Origin of the sequence: Streptomyces sp. DSM 110735 (assembly GCF_016482685.1) — a bacterium.
Lineage (GTDB): Bacteria > Actinomycetota > Actinomycetes > Streptomycetales > Streptomycetaceae > Streptomyces.
This window is the reverse complement of record NZ_JACYHF010000007.1, coordinates 286,731-308,091: the sequence shown is the minus strand read 5'-3', so window position 1 is coordinate 308,091 and position 21,361 is coordinate 286,731. Positions and strand designations below refer to the sequence as shown.

General features: G+C 72.1%; 19 protein-coding genes. 8 read left to right on the top strand and 11 right to left on the bottom strand.

All coding sequences use genetic code 11. The annotated features are described in order from the left end of the window. Positions 1 to 18: 18 nt before the first annotated feature. Together IF655_RS14640 and IF655_RS14635 are read right to left on the bottom strand one after the other, a co-directional pair. On the bottom strand, positions 19 to 729 hold the full coding sequence (locus tag IF655_RS14640) for a response regulator transcription factor (protein WP_199585164.1): 711 nt from the start codon (positions 727 to 729) through the stop codon (positions 19 to 21). Continuing rightward, a complete protein-coding gene (locus IF655_RS14635; RefSeq protein WP_199585163.1) occupies positions 726 to 1,907 on the bottom strand; it encodes a sensor histidine kinase in 1,182 nt (393 codons plus the stop codon). Before IF655_RS14635 ends, IF655_RS14640 begins: the two co-directional genes overlap by 4 nt. A gap of 208 nt (positions 1,908 to 2,115) precedes the next feature. Here IF655_RS14635 and IF655_RS14630 point away from each other — a divergent pair, with 208 nt between their 5' ends. The 4 genes from IF655_RS14630 to IF655_RS14615 are packed head-to-tail and all read left to right on the top strand — an operon-like array spanning position 2,116 to position 6,106. Continuing rightward, entirely contained in the window at positions 2,116 to 3,912 is a 1,797-nt protein-coding gene (locus tag IF655_RS14630) for a hypothetical protein (protein ID WP_199585162.1), read from the top strand. After that, positions 3,909 to 4,340: a hypothetical protein gene (locus tag IF655_RS14625; RefSeq protein ID WP_199585161.1), complete on the top strand. Its 432-nt coding sequence runs from the start codon at positions 3,909 to 3,911 to the stop codon at positions 4,338 to 4,340. Before IF655_RS14630 ends, IF655_RS14625 begins: the two co-directional genes overlap by 4 nt. Before the next feature lie 38 nt (positions 4,341 to 4,378). After that, the gene (locus IF655_RS14620) at positions 4,379 to 5,542 is read left to right on the top strand and encodes a hypothetical protein (RefSeq protein WP_199585160.1); all 1,164 of its coding nucleotides are present in this window, start codon (positions 4,379 to 4,381) and stop codon (positions 5,540 to 5,542) included. A 3-nt stretch (positions 5,543 to 5,545) separates the two neighbouring features. After that, positions 5,546 to 6,106, top strand: a complete 561-nt coding sequence (locus tag IF655_RS14615; protein ID WP_199585159.1) for a hypothetical protein — start codon at positions 5,546 to 5,548, stop codon at positions 6,104 to 6,106. An 86-nt stretch (positions 6,107 to 6,192) separates the two neighbouring features. Here IF655_RS14615 and IF655_RS14610 read toward each other — a convergent pair whose 3' ends face one another. Then, entirely contained in the window at positions 6,193 to 6,963 is a 771-nt protein-coding gene (locus IF655_RS14610; RefSeq protein ID WP_199585158.1) for a dienelactone hydrolase family protein, read from the bottom strand. An 87-nt stretch (positions 6,964 to 7,050) separates the two neighbouring features. Here IF655_RS14610 and IF655_RS14605 point away from each other — a divergent pair, with 87 nt between their 5' ends. Continuing rightward, entirely contained in the window at positions 7,051 to 9,084 is a 2,034-nt protein-coding gene (locus IF655_RS14605) for a thioredoxin domain-containing protein (protein WP_199585157.1), read from the top strand. Between the two features lie 104 nt (positions 9,085 to 9,188). Here IF655_RS14605 and IF655_RS14600 read toward each other — a convergent pair whose 3' ends face one another. Next, positions 9,189 to 9,923 carry a Mut7-C RNAse domain-containing protein gene (locus IF655_RS14600; RefSeq protein ID WP_199585156.1) on the bottom strand — a complete coding sequence of 245 codons (735 nt, stop codon included), beginning with the start codon at positions 9,921 to 9,923 and terminating at the stop codon, positions 9,189 to 9,191. A gap of 142 nt (positions 9,924 to 10,065) precedes the next feature. Further along, positions 10,066 to 10,749: a hemolysin III family protein gene (locus tag IF655_RS14595; protein ID WP_374100292.1), complete on the bottom strand. Its 684-nt coding sequence runs from the start codon at positions 10,747 to 10,749 to the stop codon at positions 10,066 to 10,068. 383 nt (positions 10,750 to 11,132) lie between these two features. On the opposite strand from IF655_RS14595, the gene IF655_RS14590 reads away from it, so the two are divergent. Beyond that, on the top strand, positions 11,133 to 12,965 hold the full coding sequence (locus IF655_RS14590) for a phosphoenolpyruvate carboxykinase (GTP) (protein ID WP_199585154.1): 1,833 nt from the start codon (positions 11,133 to 11,135) through the stop codon (positions 12,963 to 12,965). Between the two features lie 6 nt (positions 12,966 to 12,971). On the opposite strand, the gene IF655_RS14585 is transcribed toward IF655_RS14590, so the two are convergent. After that, positions 12,972 to 13,406, bottom strand: a complete 435-nt coding sequence (locus IF655_RS14585) for a hypothetical protein (protein ID WP_199585153.1) — start codon at positions 13,404 to 13,406, stop codon at positions 12,972 to 12,974. 113 nt (positions 13,407 to 13,519) lie between these two features. Next, the gene (locus tag IF655_RS14580) at positions 13,520 to 14,731 is read right to left on the bottom strand and encodes a pyridoxal phosphate-dependent aminotransferase (protein ID WP_199585152.1); all 1,212 of its coding nucleotides are present in this window, start codon (positions 14,729 to 14,731) and stop codon (positions 13,520 to 13,522) included. A gap of 148 nt (positions 14,732 to 14,879) precedes the next feature. Here IF655_RS14580 and IF655_RS14575 point away from each other — a divergent pair, with 148 nt between their 5' ends. After that, positions 14,880 to 15,563 (top strand): hypothetical protein, encoded by a 684-nt coding sequence (locus IF655_RS14575; protein ID WP_199585151.1) that lies wholly within the window; start codon positions 14,880 to 14,882, stop codon positions 15,561 to 15,563. A 26-nt stretch (positions 15,564 to 15,589) separates the two neighbouring features. Here IF655_RS14575 and IF655_RS14570 read toward each other — a convergent pair whose 3' ends face one another. From IF655_RS14570 to IF655_RS14560, 3 genes are all read right to left on the bottom strand, one after another. Next, entirely contained in the window at positions 15,590 to 16,420 is an 831-nt protein-coding gene (locus tag IF655_RS14570) for an aldo/keto reductase (RefSeq protein WP_199585150.1), read from the bottom strand. Between the two features lie 78 nt (positions 16,421 to 16,498). Next, entirely contained in the window at positions 16,499 to 16,804 is a 306-nt protein-coding gene (locus IF655_RS14565; RefSeq protein WP_199585149.1) for a hypothetical protein, read from the bottom strand. Between the two features lie 17 nt (positions 16,805 to 16,821). Next, on the bottom strand, positions 16,822 to 18,531 hold the full coding sequence (locus IF655_RS14560) for a sodium:solute symporter family protein (RefSeq protein ID WP_199585148.1): 1,710 nt from the start codon (positions 18,529 to 18,531) through the stop codon (positions 16,822 to 16,824). Between the two features lie 356 nt (positions 18,532 to 18,887). On the opposite strand from IF655_RS14560, the gene IF655_RS14555 reads away from it, so the two are divergent. Then, positions 18,888 to 19,721 carry a serine protease gene (locus tag IF655_RS14555; RefSeq protein WP_199585147.1) on the top strand — a complete coding sequence of 278 codons (834 nt, stop codon included), beginning with the start codon at positions 18,888 to 18,890 and terminating at the stop codon, positions 19,719 to 19,721. Positions 19,722 to 19,749: 28 nt separating this feature from the next. Here IF655_RS14555 and IF655_RS14550 read toward each other — a convergent pair whose 3' ends face one another. After that, positions 19,750 to 21,360, bottom strand: a complete 1,611-nt coding sequence (locus IF655_RS14550) for an amidohydrolase family protein (RefSeq protein ID WP_199585146.1) — start codon at positions 21,358 to 21,360, stop codon at positions 19,750 to 19,752. Position 21,361 lies beyond the last annotated feature (1 nt).

Here is a 21,361-nt window from a genome sequence, read left to right as displayed (position 1 = left end):
GGGGCACCGGGAGGTCGTTCACCGCGGGCGGCGCCCGCCCCCGCCCCAGCGCCGGGCCGTGTCCTGCGTGCGCGGCGGCGGCGCCGTCAGCCGGTGGGAGGCGGCGTACACGACCGCCTGGGTGCGGTCGCGCAGGCCGAGCTTGGCCAGAATGCGGGAGACATGGGTCTTGACCGTCTCGTCGCCGATGCCGAGACGGCGGGCGATCTCCCCGTTGCTGTGCGCCTGGGCCAGCAGGAGCAGGACGTCGTGCTCCCGGGCCGTCAGCCGGTCCAGTTCGGCGGAGGACGCGGGCGGGGCGATGCTTCCGGCGAACCGGGAGATGAGACGGCGGGTGACGGAGGGGTCGATCAGGGCGTCTCCGCGCGCGGCGACGCGCACCGCCGCGATGGTCTCCTCCGGCGAGGCGCTCTTCAGCAGGAACCCGCTGGCTCCCATGTGCAGGGCGCGGTAGACGTAACTGTCGTCGTCGTACGTGGTGAGCACGATGACCCGGGTGGTGTTCCCCGGCCGGGCGAGGATGCGCTCCGCCGCGCGGAGCCCGTCCAGGCGTGGCATACGGATGTCCAGGACGGCGATGTCGGGCGCCAGCCGTGCCGCCTCCTCGACGGCGGTCTGGCCGTCGTCCGCCTCACCGACGCAGCACAGGTCGGGCTGGGTGCTCAGGACCGCCTTGAGTCCCGAGCGGAACATGGCGTGGTCGTCGGCCAGGAGGATACGCAGGCTCATGTGCCGTCCAGGGGAAAGGTGACGGTGGTCTTCCAGGCGCCGCCGCCCGCGACAGGGCCGTAGGCGGCGACGCCGTCGAACATCCCGGCGCGGCTGCTGATGCCTTCGAGCCCCCGGTGCGGGGAGCCGGTCACGAGGTGACGCCGGGCGGCGGCCACCGGGTTGACGGCGGCGATCGTGAGCGACGCGGGCTCGAAACGCAGCGCCACGTCGACCTCGCCGTCGCCGTGCCGGAGGGCGTTGGTCAGCATCTCCTGCACCACGCGGTAGGCGGCGATGTCGAGGGAGTCCTCCAGTTGGCGGCGAACACCCTCGACGGTCACCGTCGTCCGGAGTCCGGCGGCGGACACGGCGTCCGTCAGCTCGTCGAGGTTGTCCAGCCCCGGCTGCCGCGCGCCCTCCACCGGGCTGTCGTGCAGGAAGTCGAGCAGGCGGCGCAGGTCGAGCAGGGCCGCGCGGCTGGAGGTCTCCACCGCCGTGAGCGCCGTCGACACCGGCGACGCCTCCCGGGCACCGAGTCCCAGCCGGGCGGCGCCCGCGTGGACGCCGATAGCGCTCACATGGTGGGCGATGACGTCGTGCAGGTCGCGTGCGATGGCGCTGCGCTCCCCGGCGATGGCGTCCGCGAGCGCCTGCCGAGCCCGCTCCCGCTCCCGTACGGCCCGCTGCCGCAGCTCGGCGATGTGGGCGCCCCGGGCGGTGGTGTAGCGGCCGACCAGCCAGGCGAGCAGAGCCTCCTTCACCGCGTGCAGCAGGAGGAGCCGCCACTCGGTGACATCGGTGCCGCCGAGCACGCGTGCGGCGAGCGACCCGGTGAGCAGATACAGCAGGGCCAGTACGGCCGGGAGTCCGTGCAGCCACGCACCTGCCCGGTAGGCCGCGATGAGCAGCCCCGCGTCGTTGACGTCCGGCAGCGGGGTGCCGCCGGGCAGCGCCAGCGCCCCGGCGACCGCCAGCGCCGCCTGCGCGAAGGCCACGACTCCCGACAGCCGCGCCGGACTCGCCAGGGCAGCGTCCGCGAGGACCACGCCCGCGAGGAGACACCAGAAGGCCACGGGGGAGTACACCTCCCGGCCCTCGTAGCAGAACGCGAACACGTCCGCGAGCAGGCAGAACCCCGCCACCATGATCGACTGACGGGTCAGGGACCCGCTCACGCCGTCCGTCCGAGCGGACACCGTCCCTCCCTCACCGTCCCTCCCTCCCCGCGCCGCCCCGGCCGGGCGGCGGACCATGGTGGGCGCACACATGTCCCGCACCATTCTCATGGGCCGCACGGGGGCGGAACTCCCGCCGACGAAGGAGGGAAGGTCCCCCGCGCGGGGGACCACGAGTGCCCCGTCCGCGTGACGACGCCGTGCCGGTGCGCTTCCTACTGTCTGCCGCGTGAACGTCAACTCCCCTTCCCCGCCTGCCCGCAGTGCGCCCGGAGCCAGGGCCGCACCGGGCGGCTCCCGCGCGGTCGGCGCGCTCGTGGCGGTGCTCTGCGCCCTGGGTCTGTGTCTCGCCCTGTCCGCCCCGGCACGGGCGGACTCCTCGACCGGAGGCGACCTCCAGATCGCGCAGACGCTCGGCGACCGCGACCTCACCTTCGTCCTGCGCCGCGTCACCGGTTTGCCCGGCCCGCTGCATGTCGACGTCCTCACCCACCGGGGCACCGCACCGGGCACCCTGCGCCTCGGCACCGTCCCGACGGGCGTCTCGGCGGACCGGGCGGCCGGTGCCACGGCGGGCACGACCACCAGCAGCACCTCGGTCAGGCTCGGCGCCGAACCCGGCTCGTACGGGGGCGCCCTGCGCATCGACCGGGCGGGGCCCTGGGAACTCGTCGTCCACGACGGCAGCCGTACGGCACGCATCCCCTTCGTGGTCCCCGCCCAGCGCACCTCGCCCCCCGAACTCGCCGTGTTCGCGGGCTTCGTGGCCGCCGGGGTGCTCATCCTGGTGACCCTGCTCGTCGCCGTCAGAGCCCGGCGCGGGGGCTGGGTGCTGATGCCCGCCGCCGGTGTCGTGGCCGCGCTGGCGACGGCCGTCACCGCCGCGCTGCTGTCCGCCTCCCTGCCCGCACCGCCCGCACCGGGCCGGGACGTGGACGCCACACAGGACAACGTCGCCGACCCGTACGCGGTCGTCCGCCCGGTGTCGAGCGACCACTCCCGCCCGCCCGCCGCGCTCATGCTCGCGCCGTCCACGACCGCCACGGGGAGACCGGTCACGCTCCGGCTGCACGTGACCGACGGCTCCACCGGTCTCCCGGCGGACGACCTGGTCGTGCACGACGGGGCGCTGATGCACCTGGTGGTGATCGGGCCCACCGGGCAGCTCTGGCATCTGCATCCCGTACGCACCGCCCCCGGGGCGTACGAGGTCCGGCTGCGGCCGACCGCCGCGGGCCACTACGCCGTGTCCGCCGAGATCGCCCGCCGGGGCGGCGGGGTCCAGCAGCTCCGCTCGGGGACGGGTCTGACGGTCACCGGTGCCGCCTTGTCCGCGTCCGCGTCCGCGTCCGGCAAGGACACGGAGCTGCCCGCCGCGCTCGTCCCGCAGGGACCGGGTACGCGGACCGTGGACGGCGTACGGGTGCGGTTGTCGGCCCTCTCGCCCCGGGCGGGCGCGGCGAGCACGCTGACCGCTCGGGTCGGTGACACATCTTCGCTGCAGCCGTGGCTCGGCATGATCGGGCACATGATCGTGGTCGGGCCGCTCGACAGGGCGGCGGCGACCAGCCGGACGCGCCTCGGGGAGGCGGCCCAGGGCGCGGATGTGTGGGCCCACGCGCACTCCATGGGTGGGGAGATGGGCTCGGCGTCTATGGGCTCGGGACCTATGGGCTCGACCTCCATGGGCGCCGCGTCCATGGGCTCGACCTCCATGGGTGCGACCTCCATGGGCTCTGCCCCCATGAAAAAGGAGGGGGACATGGGGTCGGCGCATGACATGGGGGACACGCCCACCCACGGCATGGACTCCATGGCGTCCGGCTCCATGAGCGGCTTGATGCCGGTCAACGGTGACAGCCCCGCCGACGAGACAGTCGCCGCCTACGGACCGGACGTCTCCTTCGTGTACGCCTTCCCCGCCGCCGGTTACTACCGCGTGTGGATCCAGGCCGAGCGGGACAACGCCGTCCTGACCGTCCCGTACCTCCTGCGCGTCGCCCCGCCCACGGGAGGAGCACGGTGAACGCCCGTGTCCCCGCGGTCCGGTTCCTGTACGCGGGTGCCGCGGTCCTGCTGGCGGTGACCGTCGCCCTCGTGGCCGTCGCCCTCGCGCCGTACTGGGTGAACGACTCCGTCTCCCTGACCGGAGGCAGCGCCACCGAGGAAGTGACCGTGACCGTTGCCGATCCGCGCGCCGGTGCCGTGACGGTCGACATCCGGGTGACCCCGCGCCGGAAAGCCGAGGGCGGTCCCCCTCCCACCGTCACGCTCCAGGCCGTACTGCCCACCGCCGGACACGCGACGCCGACGGCACCCGCGCGGTTCCGAGGGACCGGCCGGTACTCCGCCTCCCTCCACCTCATGACGCCCGGGCGCTGGGTCCTCCGCGTCGGCGTCGACGACGGCAGGCGCGGCGACCGGCTCGACTTCCCGCTGGCGGTCTCCGGCTGACCCGCGCCGACTTCACCCCCCATGAGAAAGGCAAGACCATGAGCACAGGACTGCCCCTCACCGGAATCACGGCTCCTCAGCCGGTTCCGTCGTCCGCCGCCGCCCGGCTGTCCCGCGGCGGGCGGGCCGGGCCGCTCGCCGCCCATCTCGTCCTCCTCGGCACCCTCACCTCCCTGCTCGGTCTGAGCTGGGACATCCAGTGGCACGTCGACGTGGGTCCGGACACCTTCTTCACCCTGTCCCACCTCGTGCTGTACTCCGGCAGCGCCGTCGCCGGTGTCACCAGCCTCGTCGTGGTGCTGCTCGCGACCGCCGCCCAGCGCGCCGGACAGCCCGTGGACCAGGTCGTCGGAGGCAGGCCGGTCCGCGTCTTCGGCGGGATGTTCCGCGCCCCGCTGGGCTACCTGATCACCGGTACGGGAGCGGCCCTGTTCCTGCTCTTCGGGCTCCTGGACCTGTGGTGGCACTCCCTGTACGGCTTCGACGCCGTCCTGGACTCGCCGCCCCACATCGGGCTCTTCGTGGCCATCTCCCTGACCATGGCGGGCAGCGTCATCGTCTTCGCCGCCGCGCGGGAGACCCGGTGGGGCAGGACGGGACTCGTCCTCGGCATCCCCGTGCTCATCGTCTTCAGCCCGATCACGGCGAACGCCTTCTCCGCCCTTCCGCTGCCCGTCGAGCCCGAGGTCGTCGGCACCGTCTTCTTCGCGACCCTGCTGCTGATCCTGGGCCAGTTCACCCTCGGCCGTCCGGGCTCCGCCCTGGTCATGGCGGTGGTCCTCGGTGCCATGCAGGGTGTCCTGTGGTGGTTCTCCCCGTGGGCGGCTCACGTCTACGCCGCCGCGGTCGGACTCCCGCTGCGCGACAACCTCGGCGACAGCCCGCCCGACCTGCCCTCCGACATCCCGATGTTCGCGCTCCTCGGCGCGGCCGCGGTGACGGCGGTCCTGTGGCTGTGCCGGAGGCGGGGCTGGTCCGGCCGTATCGCGCCGCAGCTCATGGGCGCGCTGGGCGGCGCCGTGATCGCCGTGTCCATGCCCGTCCAGGAGGCACTGCTCGGCGAATCCCGTCCGACCCCCGTCACTCTGCCGGCGATGGCCGGGACGGGACTGGTCACGGGCGCCCTCGCCGGTTTCCTCGCCGCACGGCTCGCCGTCCTGCTGCGCGAGCAGTCCACCCCGCCTGCCACGAAGGACCGATGACCCATGCGCTCCGTACGCCCACACCTGCGCGCCGCCGCGACCGCGGTGGTCACCGCCCTCGCGTTCCTCCTCGTCCCCATCGCACCGGCGTCGGCCTACGCACCCGTCGGCATCGTCCACACCGAACAGGTGCAGGCAGGGCCCTACCGCGTCACGGTCGGTTTCTCCCAGTGGCCGCTGCGTGCCATGCAGTCCCTCGACTTCACCTTCGCCCCCGCAGGCGGCATCGCGGGCAAGTCCGGCACCCTCACCATCGACGGACCCGGACTCGACAAGGACGACCGCGTCTCCCCGCTGTCCCGTCACCCCCGCAAGCTGGACGTCTGGGGACTGGACGTCGCCGCACTCCCGGAACCCGGAAAGTGGGACTTCACCTTCGCCCTCGACGGCCCCGCCGGTCACGGCCGCGGCACGCTCCACGCCATCGACGTACTCGACCAGCCGGGCCCGCCCCTGGCCGCCAGTTGGACCGTCTGCGCCGTACCGCCCCTGGCCATGCTCACCTTCCTCACCGTGGGCTGGCGCCGGAACAGGCCGGGGCGGAGGGTGGCGGAACTGGTGTGAACGGTGCGGTGCGGGGCGGCACTTGGAGGGCGAACTCGGCAGCGCCGCCGCGAGGCTGATGCCCGCCCGATACGGCAGCCTCCGGCTCAACTCCCGCCCCGCCGCACCCCCTCCAACGCCCCCACGATCCGCCCGAACGCATCCTCCGCCGCCCCCGCGTCGTACGTCTCCGGGCGGTCCTCGCGGAGGAACGCGTGCTGGGCGCCCTCGTAGACGCACAGTTCGTGGGGCACCCCGGCCGCCGCCAGGCGCTGGGCGATGCGGTGGCGCTCGTCGGCGTCGATCAGGTGGTCGCGGTCGCCGACGATGCCGAGCATCCGGGTGCCGTGGCGGGCGATCGCGGCGGCGCCGGATTCGCTCAGCGGTGCCTCGGGGGCGGCCAGGGGGATCCCGCCGTCGATCGTCCAGCCGCCGTACACACTGACGACGAGGTCGAAGGGGATGCGCGTCGCGGCGAGGGTGCCGAGGTGCCCGCCGAGCGAGAAGCCGACGTAGCCCCGCGGCGCGTCCGCCGGAAGCGCCGCCGCGAGTGCGAGCGCCGCCCGCGTGTCCTCCTCGACGCCCTCCCGCGTCAGCGCGCCCATGAGCCGGAAGCCACGCGCCCGTCCCGCCTCGTCCTCCCCGAGGCTCACCCGCCGGGTCCCCGAACGCCCGTAGTAGTCCGGCGCGATCGCCGCCCACCCCGCCTCCGCGAACCGCCCGCACATCCGCCGCACCCACGGCGTCACCCCGAACAGCTCGTGCCCGACGACCACCACCCCGTGCGCCGGCTTCCCGGCAGGCGACGCCACGTACAGGTCCGGCCCCCCGGTCGTCGTGTGCCAGTGCCCCGGATCGTGCCGCGTGAGCTCGCTCAAAACCATCCCCCTGAAGTCCGGCCGCGTCGCACACGACCCTACGTCGGTCCCGTCGACGCGCCCCGGCATTGTGAGAGGCTGGATCGCATGAACCGGCTAGCCGACGTGACCTCGCCGTATCTGTTGCAGCACGCTGAGAACCCGGTCGACTGGTGGCCCTGGGTGCCGGAGGCGTTCGAGGAGGCGCGGCGGCGGGATGTGCCGGTGCTGCTGTCGGTCGGGTATTCCGCGTGTCACTGGTGTCATGTGATGGCACACGAGTCCTTCGAGGACCAGGAGACCGCCGACTTCCTGAACGCGAACTTCGTGAGTGTGAAGGTCGACCGGGAGGAGCGGCCGGACGTCGACGCGGTGTACATGGAGGCGGTGCAGGCGGCGACCGGGCAGGGCGGGTGGCCGATGACCGTGTTTCTGACGCCGGAGGCGGAGCCGTTCTACTTCGGTACGTACTTCCCGCCCCGCCCCCGGCAGGGGATGCCGTCGTTCCGGCAGGTGCTGGAGGGCGTGCGGCAGGCGTGGGACGACCGGCGGGACGAGGTCGGGGAGGTCGCCGGGAAGATCGTGCGGGACCTCGCGCAGCGCGAGATCGTCCAGCAGGGGACCGAGCCGCCGGGGGACGCCGAGCAGGCGCAGGCGCTGCTCGGGCTCACCCGGGAGTACGACCCGCAGCGCGGCGGATTCGGCGGCGCGCCCAAGTTCCCGCCGTCCATGGTGCTGGAGTTCCTGCTCCGCCACCACGCCCGCACCGGCTCCGAGGGCGCCCTGCAGATGGCCCAGGACACCAGCGAGCGCATGGCGCGCGGCGGCATCTACGACCAGCTCGCGGGCGGCTTCGCCCGCTACTCCGTCGACCGCGACTGGGTGGTCCCGCACTTCGAGAAGATGCTCTACGACAACGCGCTGCTCTGCCGCGCCTACGCCCACCTGTGGCGTACCACCGGCTCCGACCTCGCCCGCCGCGTCGCGCTGGAGACCGCCGACTTCCTCGTCCGCGAACTGCGCACCGAGCAGGGCGGGTTCGCCTCCGCGCTGGACGCCGACAGCGACGACGGCACCGGCCGCTCCGTCGAGGGGGCGTACTACGTCTGGACGCCCGAGCAACTGCGCGCGGTCCTCGGGGACAAGGACGGCGACCTCGCCGCCCGCTACTACGGCGTGACCGAGGAGGGCACCTTCGAGCACGGCCGGTCCGTCCTCCAACTCCCGCAGACGGAGGGCGTGTTCGACGCGGACCAGGTCGCCGCCGTCCGCGAGCGGCTGCTCGCCGAGCGTGCGCGGCGCCCCGCACCCGGCCGGGACGACAAGGTCGTCGCCGCCTGGAACGGTCTCGCCGTCGCCGCGCTCGCCGAGACCGGCGCCTACTTCGACCGCCCCGACCTGATCGATGCCGCCGTGGCCGCCGCCGACCTGCTGGTCCGGGTGCACCTCGACGAGCACGGCCACCTCTCCCGCACCAGCCGGGACGGCAGGGTCGGCGCCAACGCCGGGGTCCTGGAGGACTACGCCGACGTCGCCGAGGGCTTCCTCGCGCTCGCCTCCGTCACCGGCGAGGGCGTCTGGCTGGACTTCGCCGGGCTGCTCCTCGATCAGGTGCTCGCCCGCTTCACCGACCCCGAGACCGGCGCGCTCTACGACACCGCCTCCGACGCCGAGCAGCTCATCCGCCGCCCGCAGGACCCCACCGACAACGCCACCCCCTCCGGCTGGACCGCCGCGGCAGCCGCCCTGCTCAGCTACGCCGCCCACACCGGCTCCGATGCCCACCGCACCGCCGCCGAGCGGGCGCTGGGCATCGTCGCGACCCTCGGTCCCCGCGTGCCGAGGTTCATCGGCTGGGGTCTCGCCGCCGCCGAAGCCCTCCTCGACGGTCCCCGCGAGGTCGCCGTCGTCGGTCCCGCACCGGACGACGCGGGCACGACCGCGCTGCACCGCACGGCGCTCCTGGGCACCCGCCCCGGCACGGTCGTGGCCGCCGGTACGGCAGACAGCGACGAGTTCCCCCTGCTCGCGGACCGCCCCCTCGTGAACGGCGCCGCCGCTGCCTACGTCTGCCGCCACTTCACCTGCGACGCCCCCACGACAGACCCGGAAGCTCTGGGAGCCACCCTGAACACCAACTGACGGATCTGGATCTCACCGGAAAGTGGTCCGACCCGTGAGGGGCGCGGGGAACTGCGCGACCAGCCACAACGAACCGGCACCCGCCAGACCACAGAACCCCCTCCTCAGTGGGCGCCCTCACTCCACCGAAGGCTCTCCGCCACGATCGCCTCCAACTGCGCATGATGCGCCCCCTTCCAATACGCCCGCCCACACTCCCCGCACACCGCGAAAACGTCGTACGACCTCCGCGTACCGTCCTCCAGCCGATCCGCCACCTCCTCCGCCGAAGCCGAGCGCAGCGCACCGTTGCAGGCGGTGCACCGCGTCCACGGCCGCAGCTCGGGCGCGAAGCGGTCCAGGACCTCGCGGAGCTGCTCCTCGGGGCGTGTGCTGTACACGTACGCCCCCGCCCACAGCTCGCGGCGCCGCAGCAGCCCCCGGTCGCGGCTGAGCATGACCCGCTGCTCGGCGGCGGAGCGGGCGGCGAGGGCGGGGTCGCCGATGTCGAGGGACTCGTACGCCGTGTCCACGCCGAGCAGGCGCATCCGGCGGGCGAGGGTGCCGAGGTGGACGTCGAGGAGGAAGCGGAGCGGGGCGCCGGGCACGCGCTGGGGGCGTACGACCGGGCGGACGGTCACCGTCTCGCCCGGTGCGGGGAGGTGGGAGGGCGGCACCTCGCGCCCGTCGGCGGTCAGGGCGCCGACCTCGGTCAGCGGGATGCCGAGGGACTCGACGAGGTGACCGAGGGTCGAGACGCCGTCCACGGCGACCTCGCACGCCACCCCGCCGCGCCGTGCCGAGGGGAGGAACAGGCGCAGGTCAGGGGCGACTTCGACATGGATCCCGGGAGTGCTCACCCCGCCAGCATGGCACGGCACCGCACGCCGTACGCAGCGGATTTCGCGGGGCTGGAGTCTGTCCGGCGGATCATGGCGCGGACGCGGGGCGGGGTCGAGTCGACACCGCCCCCCACCCGCACCGTCCTCCGCCGGACAGGCGCTACGCGTGCTGGTAAGCCACCAGCGAGATGCAGACGTAGTGGACGATGAACGCCGCCAGGGTGAGGGAGTGGAAGACCTCGTGGAAGCCGAACCAGCGCGGTGAGGGGTTCGGGCGCTTGATGCCGTAGATCACGCCCCCGGCGCTGTAGAGGAGACCGCCGACGATCACCAGGACCAGGACGGCGATGCCGCCGGTGCGCAGGAAGTCGGGCAGGAAGAAGACGGCGGCCCAGCCCATGGCGATGTAGCACGGGGTGTAGAGCCAGCGCGGGGCGCCGACCCAGAAGACGCGGAAGATTATCCCGGCCGCCGCCGCTCCCCAGATGCCCCACAGCAGCCACTGGCCCTTGGCGCCGGGCAGGAGCAGCAGGGTGAGCGGGGTGTAGGTGCCCGCGATGATCAGGAAGATGTTGGCGTGGTCGAGGCGGCGCAGGATGCCGTCCATGCGGGGGCTCCAGGTGCCCCGGTGGTACAGCGCGCTGACCCCGAAGAGCAGACATGCCGTCAGGGCGTAGATGCCGCAGGCGATTCTGCCCCGGGTGGAGTCGGCGAGGGCGGTGAGCACCAGGCCCGCGATGAGCGCGGCCGGGAACATCCCGAGGTGCAGCCAGCCCCGGAGCCGGGGCTTGACGGACTCTGGCAGGGAGAGCGCGGCGGGAGCGGACGCAGTCATGAGCCGCATCGTACCTACGGAACCGTAAGTTACGGATCAGACCCCCGCCGTACGGGTTCAAGGTCATCGTCTCACGCCGGACGACGGCACCGCGCGCAAAGAATGCGCCAGGGAAATGTCATGCGAAGGCAAAGCGCGCCCCGGTTGTCCAGCGGGAACACGGACCGCGTGGCGGCGCTCACTCCGCTCACCTGTGACGCCCTATGGACAGATGCGCACTCCCGTCGGATGATCAAATGAGTGCGATCGGCACCGGATGAGCGGCCACCTGACCGGGACGCCGCACGGCATCCGTGCCGCGGCCCCCGGGGGCGCGCGACGCTCCCCCGCCGGGGCCGGCGGACGAAGAAGACCCCCACCGGGGTCACGGAAACCCTCACCTAGGAGCGATCGTGGCGCGCGACAACGCGGCTCCCACCGTCATCCCCACCACCCATCAGGAACTGATCTCGTGGGTCAACGAGATCGCCGAACTGACGCAGCCGGACAACGTGGTCTGGTGTGACGGCTCCGAGGCCGAGTACGAGCGCCTGTGTCGTGAGCTGGTCGACAAGGGCACCTTCACCGAGCTGGACCCCGTGAAGCGCCCGCACTCCTACCACGCCGCCTCCGACCCGACCGACGTCGCCCGGGTCGAGGACCGGACCTTCATCTGCTCCGAGAAGGAGGAGGACGCCGGTCCCACCAACCACTGGAAGTCCCCCTCCGACATGCGGGAGATCTTCCAGGGCGCCGGGGGAGAGGGCGGTCTGTTCCGCGGCTCGATGCGCGGGCGCACGATGTACGTCGTCCCCTTCTGCATGGGACCCCTCGGCTCCCCGCTCTCCGCGCTCGGCGTGGAGATCACCGACTCGCCGTACGTCGTCGTCTCGATGCGCACGATGACGCGCATGGGCAGCGCCGTCCTCGACGAGCTGGGCGAGGACGGCGACTTCGTACGGGCCGTCCACTCCCTGGGCGCCCCGCTGGAGGAGGGCCAGGAGGACGTGCCCTGGCCGTGCAACCGGACCAAGTACATCTCGCACTTCCCCGAGACCCGCGAGATCTGGTCCTATGGCTCCGGCTACGGCGGCAACGCCCTGCTCGGCAAGAAGTGCTACGCCCTGCGCATCGCCTCCGTCATGGCCCGCGACGAGGGCTGGCTGGCCGAGCACATGCTGATCCTCAAGCTCACGCCCCCGCACGGGGAGCCCAAGTACGTCGCCGCCGCCTTCCCCTCCGCCTGCGGCAAGACCAACCTCGCCATGCTGGAGCCCACCGTCTCCGGCTGGAGCGTGGAGACCATCGGCGACGACATCGCGTGGATGCGCTTCGGCGAGGACGGCAGGCTCTACGCGATCAACCCCGAAGCAGGTTTCTTCGGCGTCGCGCCCGGCACCGGCGAGCACACCAACGCCAACGCGATGAAGACCCTGTGGGGCAACGCGGTCTTCACCAACGTCGCCCTCACCGACGACGGCGACGTGTGGTGGGAGGGCATGACCGAGGAGCGGCCCGCGCACCTCACCGACTGGAAGGGCAACGACTGGACGCCGGAGTCGGAGACCCCCGCCGCCCACCCCAACGCCCGCTTCACGGTCCCCGCCGACCAGTGCCCGATCATCGCGCCCGAGTGGGAGGACCCGCGCGGTGTGCCGATCTCCGCGATCCTCTTCGGCGGGCGCCGCGCCACCGCCGTACCGCTGGTGACCGAGTCCTTCGACTGGGACCACGGCGTCTTCCTCGGCGCCAACGTGGCCAGCGAGAAGACCGCCGCCGCCGAGGGCAAGGTGGGCGAGCTGCGCCGCGACCCCTTCGCCATGCTGCCGTTCTGCGGCTACAACATGGGCGACTACATGGCCCACTGGATCGACGTCGCCAAGGACAAGGACCCGGCGAAGCTGCCGAAGATCTACTACGTCAACTGGTTCCGCAAGGACGGCGAGGGCCGGTTCGTGTGGCCCGGTTTCGGGGAGAACAGCCGCGTCCTGAAGTGGATCGTGGACCGGCTCGACGGTCGCGCCGAGGGCGTCGAGACCCCGATCGGCGTGCTGCCGACCCGGGACTCCCTGGACACCGACGGGCTCGCCCTGTCCGACGCCGAGCTGGATCTGCTGCTCACCGTGGACCGGGACATCTGGCGCGAGGAGGCGGCGCTGGTCCCCGACCACCTGAACACCTTCGGGGACCACACTCCGAGGGAGCTGTGGGACCAGTACCGCGCGCTGGTGCGGCGCCTGGGCTGAGCGGGGTCAGCGGACCGCGCTGAGCTGCCTCGGCGCGGCCGGGCGCGTGCCCTGCTCGGAGAGGCTGGCAGCGTGCGCGTCCATCCGCTCGGCGGCGAGGATCGCGGCGGCGGTGTCCGCGCGGGAGGCGGCGACGACCAGGGCGCGCCCGGCGAGCGTGTGCGCCCGGCGGTGCAGCCGCGCGGCGTCGCCCGAGACCGCCGGGACCGCCCGCACCGGGGGAATCCCGCCGCGCAGCCGGGCCACCTGCTCGGCTAGGCGGTCGGCGGCGGTGTCCAGATCGGCGTCCGGCGTCGTCCCGCGCAGCTCGTCCGTGACGGCGAGCAGCGCGGCGAGGTGTCCGGCGAGCTGGATGTCCAGCTCCTCCTCGCGCGAGCGGTGCGGGAAGTCCGGGGCCGCCGGGGTGCTGTGGACCGACTTCGTGCGGATCGCTTCGTACATGGGACGGCCTCCTCTGCGCTGACAGGAAACCATCCTAGCTTGGATTCAGTCTAAAGTTGAGTCGAGTCACGGACGGCGGCCCGGCTGTCACGGCTGGTGCCGCCTCCGTGTGTCTACGGCTGTCCGTAGCCGTCCAGGAAGGTCCCGATCCGGGTCACCGCGTCCGTCAGGTCCGCGACGTTGGGCAGGGTGACGACCCGGAAGTGGTCGGGCTCGGGCCAGTTGAAGCCGGTGCCCTGGACGACCATGATCTTCTCCTCGCGCAGCAGGTCCAGGACCATCTGCCGGTCGTCCTTGATCTTGAAGACCTTGGGGTCGAGGCGCGGGAAGAGATAGAGGGCACCCTTGGGTCGTACGCAGCTCACGCCCGGGATCCGCGTCAGCAGCTCGTACGCCGTGTCCATCTGCTCCTTCAGTCGCCCGCCCGGCAGCACCAGGTCGTTGATCGACTGGCGTCCGCTGAGCGCGGCGGCGACCCCGTGCTGGCCCGGCATGTTGGCGCACAGCCGCATGTTGGCCAGGATCGTCAGACCCTCGATGTAGGAGTCGGCGTGCGCGCGCGGCCCGGACAGGGACATCCAGCCGACCCGGTACCCGGCGACCCGGTACGCCTTCGACATGCCGTTGAAGGTGAGGGTGAGCAGGTCGGGGGCGACCTTGGCGGTCGGGGTGTGGGTCGCGCCGTCGTAGAGGATCTTGTCGTAGATCTCGTCGGAGCAGACCAGCAGGTTGTGCCGCCGGGCGATGTCGGTGAGTCCCTTGAGCATCGCCGGGTCGTAGACCGCGCCCGTGGGGTTGTTCGGGTTGATGATCACCAGCGCCTTGGTGCGGTCGGTGATCTTGCGCTCGATGTCGGTGAGGTCGGGCATCCAGTCGGACTGCTCGTCGCAGCGGTAGTGCACCGCGGTGCCGCCGGACAGGGAGACCGCCGCCGTCCACAGGGGGTAGTCCGGGGCGGGGACCAGGACCTCGTCGCCGTCGTCGAGCAGCGCCTGCATGGCCATCACGATCAGCTCGGAGACGCCGTTGCCGATGAAGACGTGCTCGACGTCGGTCTCGATGCCCAGGGTCTGGTTGTGCATCACCACCGCGCGGCGGGCGGCGAGCAGCCCCTTGGCGTCGCCGTACCCGTGCGCCGTGGAGACGTTGCGGAGGACGTCCTCCAGGATCTCCGGGGGGCACTCGAAGCCGAAGGCGGCCGGGTTGCCGGTGTTGAGCTTCAGGATGCGGTGACCGGCTGCCTCCAGACGCATCGCCTCTTCGAGGACGGGTCCCCGGATCTCGTAACAGACGTTGGCGAGCTTGGTCGACTGGATCACCTGCATGACGCGAGCTTACGGCCCATGGACGGGCGCCGCGTCGTGTTTTGCACCACGTGGGGCGCGTCGGGTTTGCGGGGGTTTCGCCGCGCGCTGTTCCGGAGGTGTCACGGGGGTGTGCCGGGGACCCGCCACGTCTCTAGAATTCGCGATCATGTCTAGCGAACGCGAGTACGAGGCGGGGGCGTACGGCGCGCACGACGCGGACGGCGCCACCCCGGTCCCGCCCACCGTGTACCAGCCGCGGACCGCCGCTGCCCCCTCGTACGACGAGTACGCCGACCCGGCTCTCGCCCACGGCTGGCAGAAGGCGTACGACGCGACCCGTGAACTCCCGGTCATCGCGCCCCTCATGGAGCCGCCGCCCGCCCCGGCTGTCGTGTCGGGCTCGCGTGCGGACGCGCGGCGGCGGCGCAACGGCGGGCGCCGCCGGGTGGCGGTGGCCGGTGCCGTGGTCGGGACGGTCGGCGCCGCCGCCGCGATCGCCGGACTGGTGACCTCCTCCTCCGGGGGCGAGCGTCCGGCGACCTCCGACCGGGTCACCCCCGGCGTGTCCGAGGCGTCGACCGGGGTGCCGGACGCAGTCGAACCGCGGTCCTCGGCGCCGGTCGGCGCGCCCTCCGCCGCGCCGTCCTCAGCCGTCCCGCTGCGCGCCACCACACAGGCGGCAGCACCTTCGTCCGCTGCCCCGAGCGCCCCCGCGAGCAGCGCGCCCGTCACGAAGGCGCCGTCGACGCCCGCCGCGACGTCCGCTCTTCCGACGACCCCGCCGACCCCGGCCTTCACCGGCGGCTGGCCCACGCACGGCGGCGGAGGGCGGCACCGGCACCACTGGTGAGGGGGCGCCGACGCCCCCGGTCCTCCTCAGAACTCCTCGTGCGTCTCCGGATCGCCGCCGATACGGCCCTGCTCCAGGGCGGAGAGCGCGGCGATCTCCTCTTCGGTCAGCGCGAAGCCGAAGAGGTCCAGGTTCGCCCGACGGCGCTCGGGCGAACCGGACTTGGGGATCGGCAGCGCGCCGAGGTGCAGATGCCAGCGCAGGACCACCTGCGCCGGGGTCACCCCGTGCCGCTCGGCCGCCGCCACGACGACGGGCTCGGCGAGGAGTTCGCTGCCCCTGCCGAGCGGACTCCAGCTCTGGGTGGCGATACCCCGTGCCGCATGGGCGGCGCGCAGTTCGTGCTGGGGGAAACGGGGGTGCATCTCGATCTGGTTGACCGAGGGCAGCACACCGGTCTCCTCGTGCAGCCGGTCGAGGTGCCGTGCGGTGAAGTTGCTGACCCCGATGGAGCGCACCAGACCCTCCGCGCGGAGGTCGATCAGCGCGCGCCAGGAGTCGACGTACTTGTCCAGGCGGGGCAGCGGCCAGTGGATGAGGTAGAGGTCGAGGTGGTCCACGCCGAGCCGCCCGGCGGACTCGGTGAACGCCCGGCGGGTCTCGTCGTACCCGTGGGCGCTCCCGCGCACCTTGGTGGTGAGGAACACCTCCTCGCGGGGCAGCCCGCCGGTCGCGATCGCCCGTCCGACGGCGGCTTCGTTGCCGTAGCTGGCGGCGGTGTCGAGCAGGCGGTAGCCCGCCGCGAAGGCGTCGTGCACGGCCGCCTCCGCCTCGGCTCCCTGGAGCGGGTAGGTGCCGAACCCGACGACGGGGATCGACACGCCGTCGGAGAGGACGCGGGTGGGGACTGTGGTCATGGGGATCCTCGGTCTGGTGGCGGGTGACACGTCCGTCCGGCGCCCGGGGGGAGGGCGCCGGACGGACGTGACGCGGGGTCAGGCGGCGGGGGCGGGAGCGGGCTCGGAGATGTCCCGTACAGCTTCCTCCACGGGCTCGCGCAGGGGGCGCAGCAGCGTCCACGCGGCGAAGGAGGCGGCGAAGGCGAGCATGGCGAGACCGCACCAGAGGTTGACGTTCCAGCCTCCGGTCTTGCGCAGGTCCGCCGCGCTCGCGCCGGGCGCGCCCAGCACGGTGAGCACGGTTCCGTAGATCCCGAACAGGGCGGCGATGATGCTGCGCAGGTCGAGCAGCAGGTGCACGCCCTTCAGGGGCGGGGTCTTCCGGGGTTCGTTCTCGGGCATCGAGAGGTCTCCGTCTCTCACCAGAAGGCGATGTTCAGGGCGGTGGCGAGGGCGAGCACCCCGACGGCGAGCACGCCGGGTCTGCGGTACCAGCCCGCGTCCTCACCGCTCGTCTCGTGGACGCGGCTCTCGCGCGGGGTCAACGACCAGACCAGGCCGACCAGTTCGGCGTCGCTCTTGGGCTTGGTCACCAGGGAGACGGCGACGCTCAGCAGGATGTCGACCGTGAAGGCGGCGATCGCCCCGAGGAAGCTCGCGCCCTGCCCGGAGACGTGCAGCACGCCGGTGCGGTTGAGCAGGTCGATCGTGACCGCGGAGGCGGTGCCCGCGATGAGCCCGACGCCGCCCGCCGCCGGGGTCATGCGCTTCCAGAACATGCCGAGGAGGAACGTGGCGAACAGCGGCGCGTTGAAGAACCCGAAGAGCGTCTGGAGGTAGTCCATGATGTTGCCGAAGTTCCCGGCGATGAACGCGGTCCCGATCGCCACCACACAGCCGACCACGGTGAGCACCCGACCCGCGCGCAGGTAGTACGCGTCAGGGCGGTCCTTCTTCACATACGTCTGCCAGATGTCGTAGGTGACAACGGTGTTGAAGGAGCTGACGTTGGCGGCCATGCCCGCCATGAAGGCGGCGAGCAGACCCGCGATGGCGACGCCGAGCATGCCGTTGGGCAGCAGGTCGCGCATCAGCAGCTCGATGGAGTTGTTGAAGGACACGCCGTGCAGGCTCTGCACCGAGGGGTCCGCCGCGTTGGCCGCCTTGAGCGCGGCGAGTTGCGGCGAGAGCACCGCGGCGACCATGCCCGGGATCATGATCAGCAGGATCAGGAGGGTCTTGGGGTAGGCGCCGATCAGCGGGGTGCGGCGGGCGGCGGACATGCTCTTGGCCGACAGTGCGCGCTGCACCTCGGTGAAGTTGGTCGTCCAGTAGCCGAAGGACAGCACGAAACCGAGACCGAGGACGATGCCGAGCACGGAGAGCGTGGAGCTGCCGATGCCGGTGAGGTTGGTGCCCGGCCAGGAGTGCAGTTGCAGCCCGGCGTCGGCGTTGCCGTGCTCGATCTTGCCGACAAGACCGCTCCAGCCGCCGACCCGGTGCAGTCCGACGAAGGTGAGCGGGAGCAGCAGCGCCAGGATGACGAAGAACTGCATGACCTCGTTGTAGATCGCCGCCGACAGCCCGCCGAGCAGGGTGTAGACGAGGACGATGACGCCCGCCGCGAGGATCGACAGCCAGGTCGGCCAGCCGAGCATCAGGTTGACCACCGTGGACAGGGCGTAGAGGTTCACCCCGGCGATCAGCACCTGGGCGAGCGCGAAACTCGCCGAGTTGACCAGATGGGCGAAGCGGCCGAAGCGGCGCAGCAGGAACTCGGGCACGCTGCGGACCTTGGAGCCGTAGTAGAACGGCATCATCACCAGACCGAGGAACACCATGGCCGGGATGGCGCCGATCCAGTAGTAGTGCACCGAGGGCAGTCCGTACTGCGCGCCGTCCGCCGTCATGCCGAGGATCTCGACCGCCGCCAGGTTGGCGGAGATGAAGGCGAGTCCGGTGACCCACGCCGGCATGGAGCGGCCGGAGAGGAAGAAGTCCAGGCTGGACGCGACCTTCCGGCGGGCGAGGACGCCGATGCCCAGCACGAAGGTGAAGTACACCGCGATCAGCGCGTAGTCGACGGGCTGCGCGTTCAGCCGGAGATCGGCTTCAGCGAATGCGTACACCGCACGCTCCTTCCGGCTGCGCGGTCGTCGCTCCGCCCGGCGGCGGTCCGAGGGGGCCCGGCGACGCTGCCGGGTCCGGCACGGCTTCGATCATGTTGGTAGTCCCTGCTGTCCGACCTGGCGTTTTGTTGGTTAGGAAGGAGTCCTAACCAAAGAATTGCGCGTCAACGTAACAGCGGGGGCGGGGGGTCGCAAGGGTTTGGGAAGGAGTCCTCACCAAATCCCTGGGGGTCCGTGCCGGGGCGGCTGTGAACGGACGCCTTCTTGTTCTCTGCTGCCCACCTCATGACAATGCGCATGACAAGACAGACGGCCGGAAGATCTCCGGCCGTCTGCTCCGCAGAGAGGACCCCCACATGAACAAGCCTCTCCTGGCCGCGCTGTCCGCCCTGGCACTCGCCGGGCTCGGCACGGCTCCGGCGGCTGCTTCTCAGAGCGCGCCCCAAGCCAAGGCGGTGACCGTCGACTTCGCCGGGACGGTCTCGCTCAGCAACTGCTCCGGCTCCGTCGTGCGCCTTCCGAACTCCGCCGACACCGACCCCGCGCTCGTGCTCACCAACGGGCACTGCCTGGAGACCGGCTTCCCCGAGCCGGGCGAGGTCATCACCGGTCAGTCCTCCAGCCGCACCTTCGGACTGCTCAACTCCGCCGGGACCAAGGTCGCCACGCTCCGCGCCAACCAGGTCGTCTACTCGACGATGACCGACACCGACGTCACCCTCTACCGGCTGACCACCACCTACGCGGCGATCAAGAGCTCGTACGGCATCAACGCGCTCGCCCTGAACGACGCCCACCCGGTGGCGGGCAGCGCCATCAAGGTCGTCTCCGGCTACTGGAAGCGGACCTATAGCTGCAACACGGACGGGTTCGTCTACCGGCTCAAGGAGGGCGACTGGACCTGGAAGGACTCGCTGCGCTACACCGCCGCCTGCGACACCATCGGCGGCACCTCCGGCTCGCCCGTGATCGACACCGCCACCGGCAAGGTCGTCGCGGTCAACAACACCGGCAACGAGGACGGCCAGCGCTGCACCGAGAACAACCCCTGCGAGGTGGACGAGAACGGCACGGTCACCGTCCGCAAGGGCATCAACTACGCCGAGGAGACCTACCAGATCCCCGCCTGCTTCACGACGGGCAACAAGCTGAACCTCGGCGCCGCCGGGTGCGTCCTGCCCAAGCCGTAGGTATGTCCGGTGCGTTGGGGTCGGGCGGTCACACCGGAGTGCGCCGTACCGCCCGGCCCGCCAGTTCGTCCGTGCGCCTGCCGTCCTCGATGACGAACCGCCCGTCGACCAGGACGTACGGAATCCCGGTCGGCAGCGTGCGCGGCTCGGCGAACGTGGAGCCCGCGCCGACCGTCTCCGGGTCGAACAGCACCAGGTCGGCGCGGTAGCCCTCGCGCACCAGCCCCCGGTCCGGCAGTCGCAGCCGGGCCGCGGGTCGCGCGGTGAGGCGGGCGACGCACTCCTCCAGGGTCAGGACGCCCAACTCCCGTACGTAGTGGCCCAGATAGCGCGGGAAGGTGCCGTACGCGCGCGGGTGGGGCTTGGTGCCCTGGAGGATGCCGTCCGAGCCGCCGGTGTGGGCGCGGTGCCGCATGATCGCGCGGACGTTCTCCTCGTGCCCGACGTGCTGGAGGATCGTGGTGCCGAGCCGGTCCCCGACCAGCAGGCGGTGGGCGACGGTCCAGGGTTCCTCGCCGCGCTCGTCCGCCAACTCCCGCACGGTGCGCCCGACATGGTGGGCGAGTGCCGGGTCGCTCACGCCCGAGATCTCGATCGTCTCCCACTCCACCGGCACCCCGTGGCAGCCGTCCGCGCCGGTGACCTCCAGGTCGTGCCGGATACGCGCGGCGGTCGCCGGGTCGGTGAGGCGGGTCAAGGCGCCCGCCGGTCCGCCCTCGCTCGCCCAACTGGGCAGCAGGGCGGCGAGGGTGGTGGAGCCGGGGGTGTACGGATAGGTGTCCAGGGTGATGTCGGCGCCCGCGTCGAGCGCGTCGTCCAGCAGGGTCAGCAGCTCGGACGCGCGACCCTTGTTCACGCCGAAGTTCATGGTGGCGTGGGCGAGATGGAGCGGGCAGCCTGCCTCCCGGGTGAGGGTCACCATCTCGGCGTACGCCTCCAGGGCGCCCGCGCCGTAGGAGCGGTGGTGCGGGCAGTAGTAGCCGCCGTAGGAGCCCACCACCCGGCACAGTTCGGTGAGTTCGGCGTTCCCGGCGTACATGCCGGGGGTGTAGGTGAGCCCCGAGGACAGCCCGACGGCGCCCTGTTCCAGCCCCTCCGCGACGAGTTGACGCATCCGGTCCAGCTCCGCCGGGGTCGCCGGGCGGTCCTCCCAGCCGACGACCAGCGCGCGGACGGTGCCCTGCGGGATCAGATAGGCGGCGTTGACCGCGATGCCCCCGTCCAGCCGGTCCAGGTACTCGCCGACCGAGCGCCAGTCCATGTCGAGGTCGTCGCCGTAGCCGTTCCACCCGGTGATGGCCCGCCGTACCTCCTCAAGGGTGCGGTCGTCCACGGGGGCGTACGACAGCCCGTCCTGGCCCAGGACTTCGAGGGTGACGCCCTGCGCCGCCTTGGCGCTGTGGTCGGGGTCGCGCAGCAGGGCCAGGTCGGAGTGGGCGTGCATGTCGATGAAGCCGGGGGAGAGGACCAGCCCCTCGGCGTCCAGCTCGCGCATCGCCCGCGGACGCTGGCAGCCGGAGGCAGCCGCCTCCTTGACGATCTGGACGATCCGCCCCTGATGGATCACCACGTCGGCGCGGTAGGAGGGCGCACCACTGCCGTCCACCACGTCGGCGTCCCGGATGACGAGCTGGTCCACG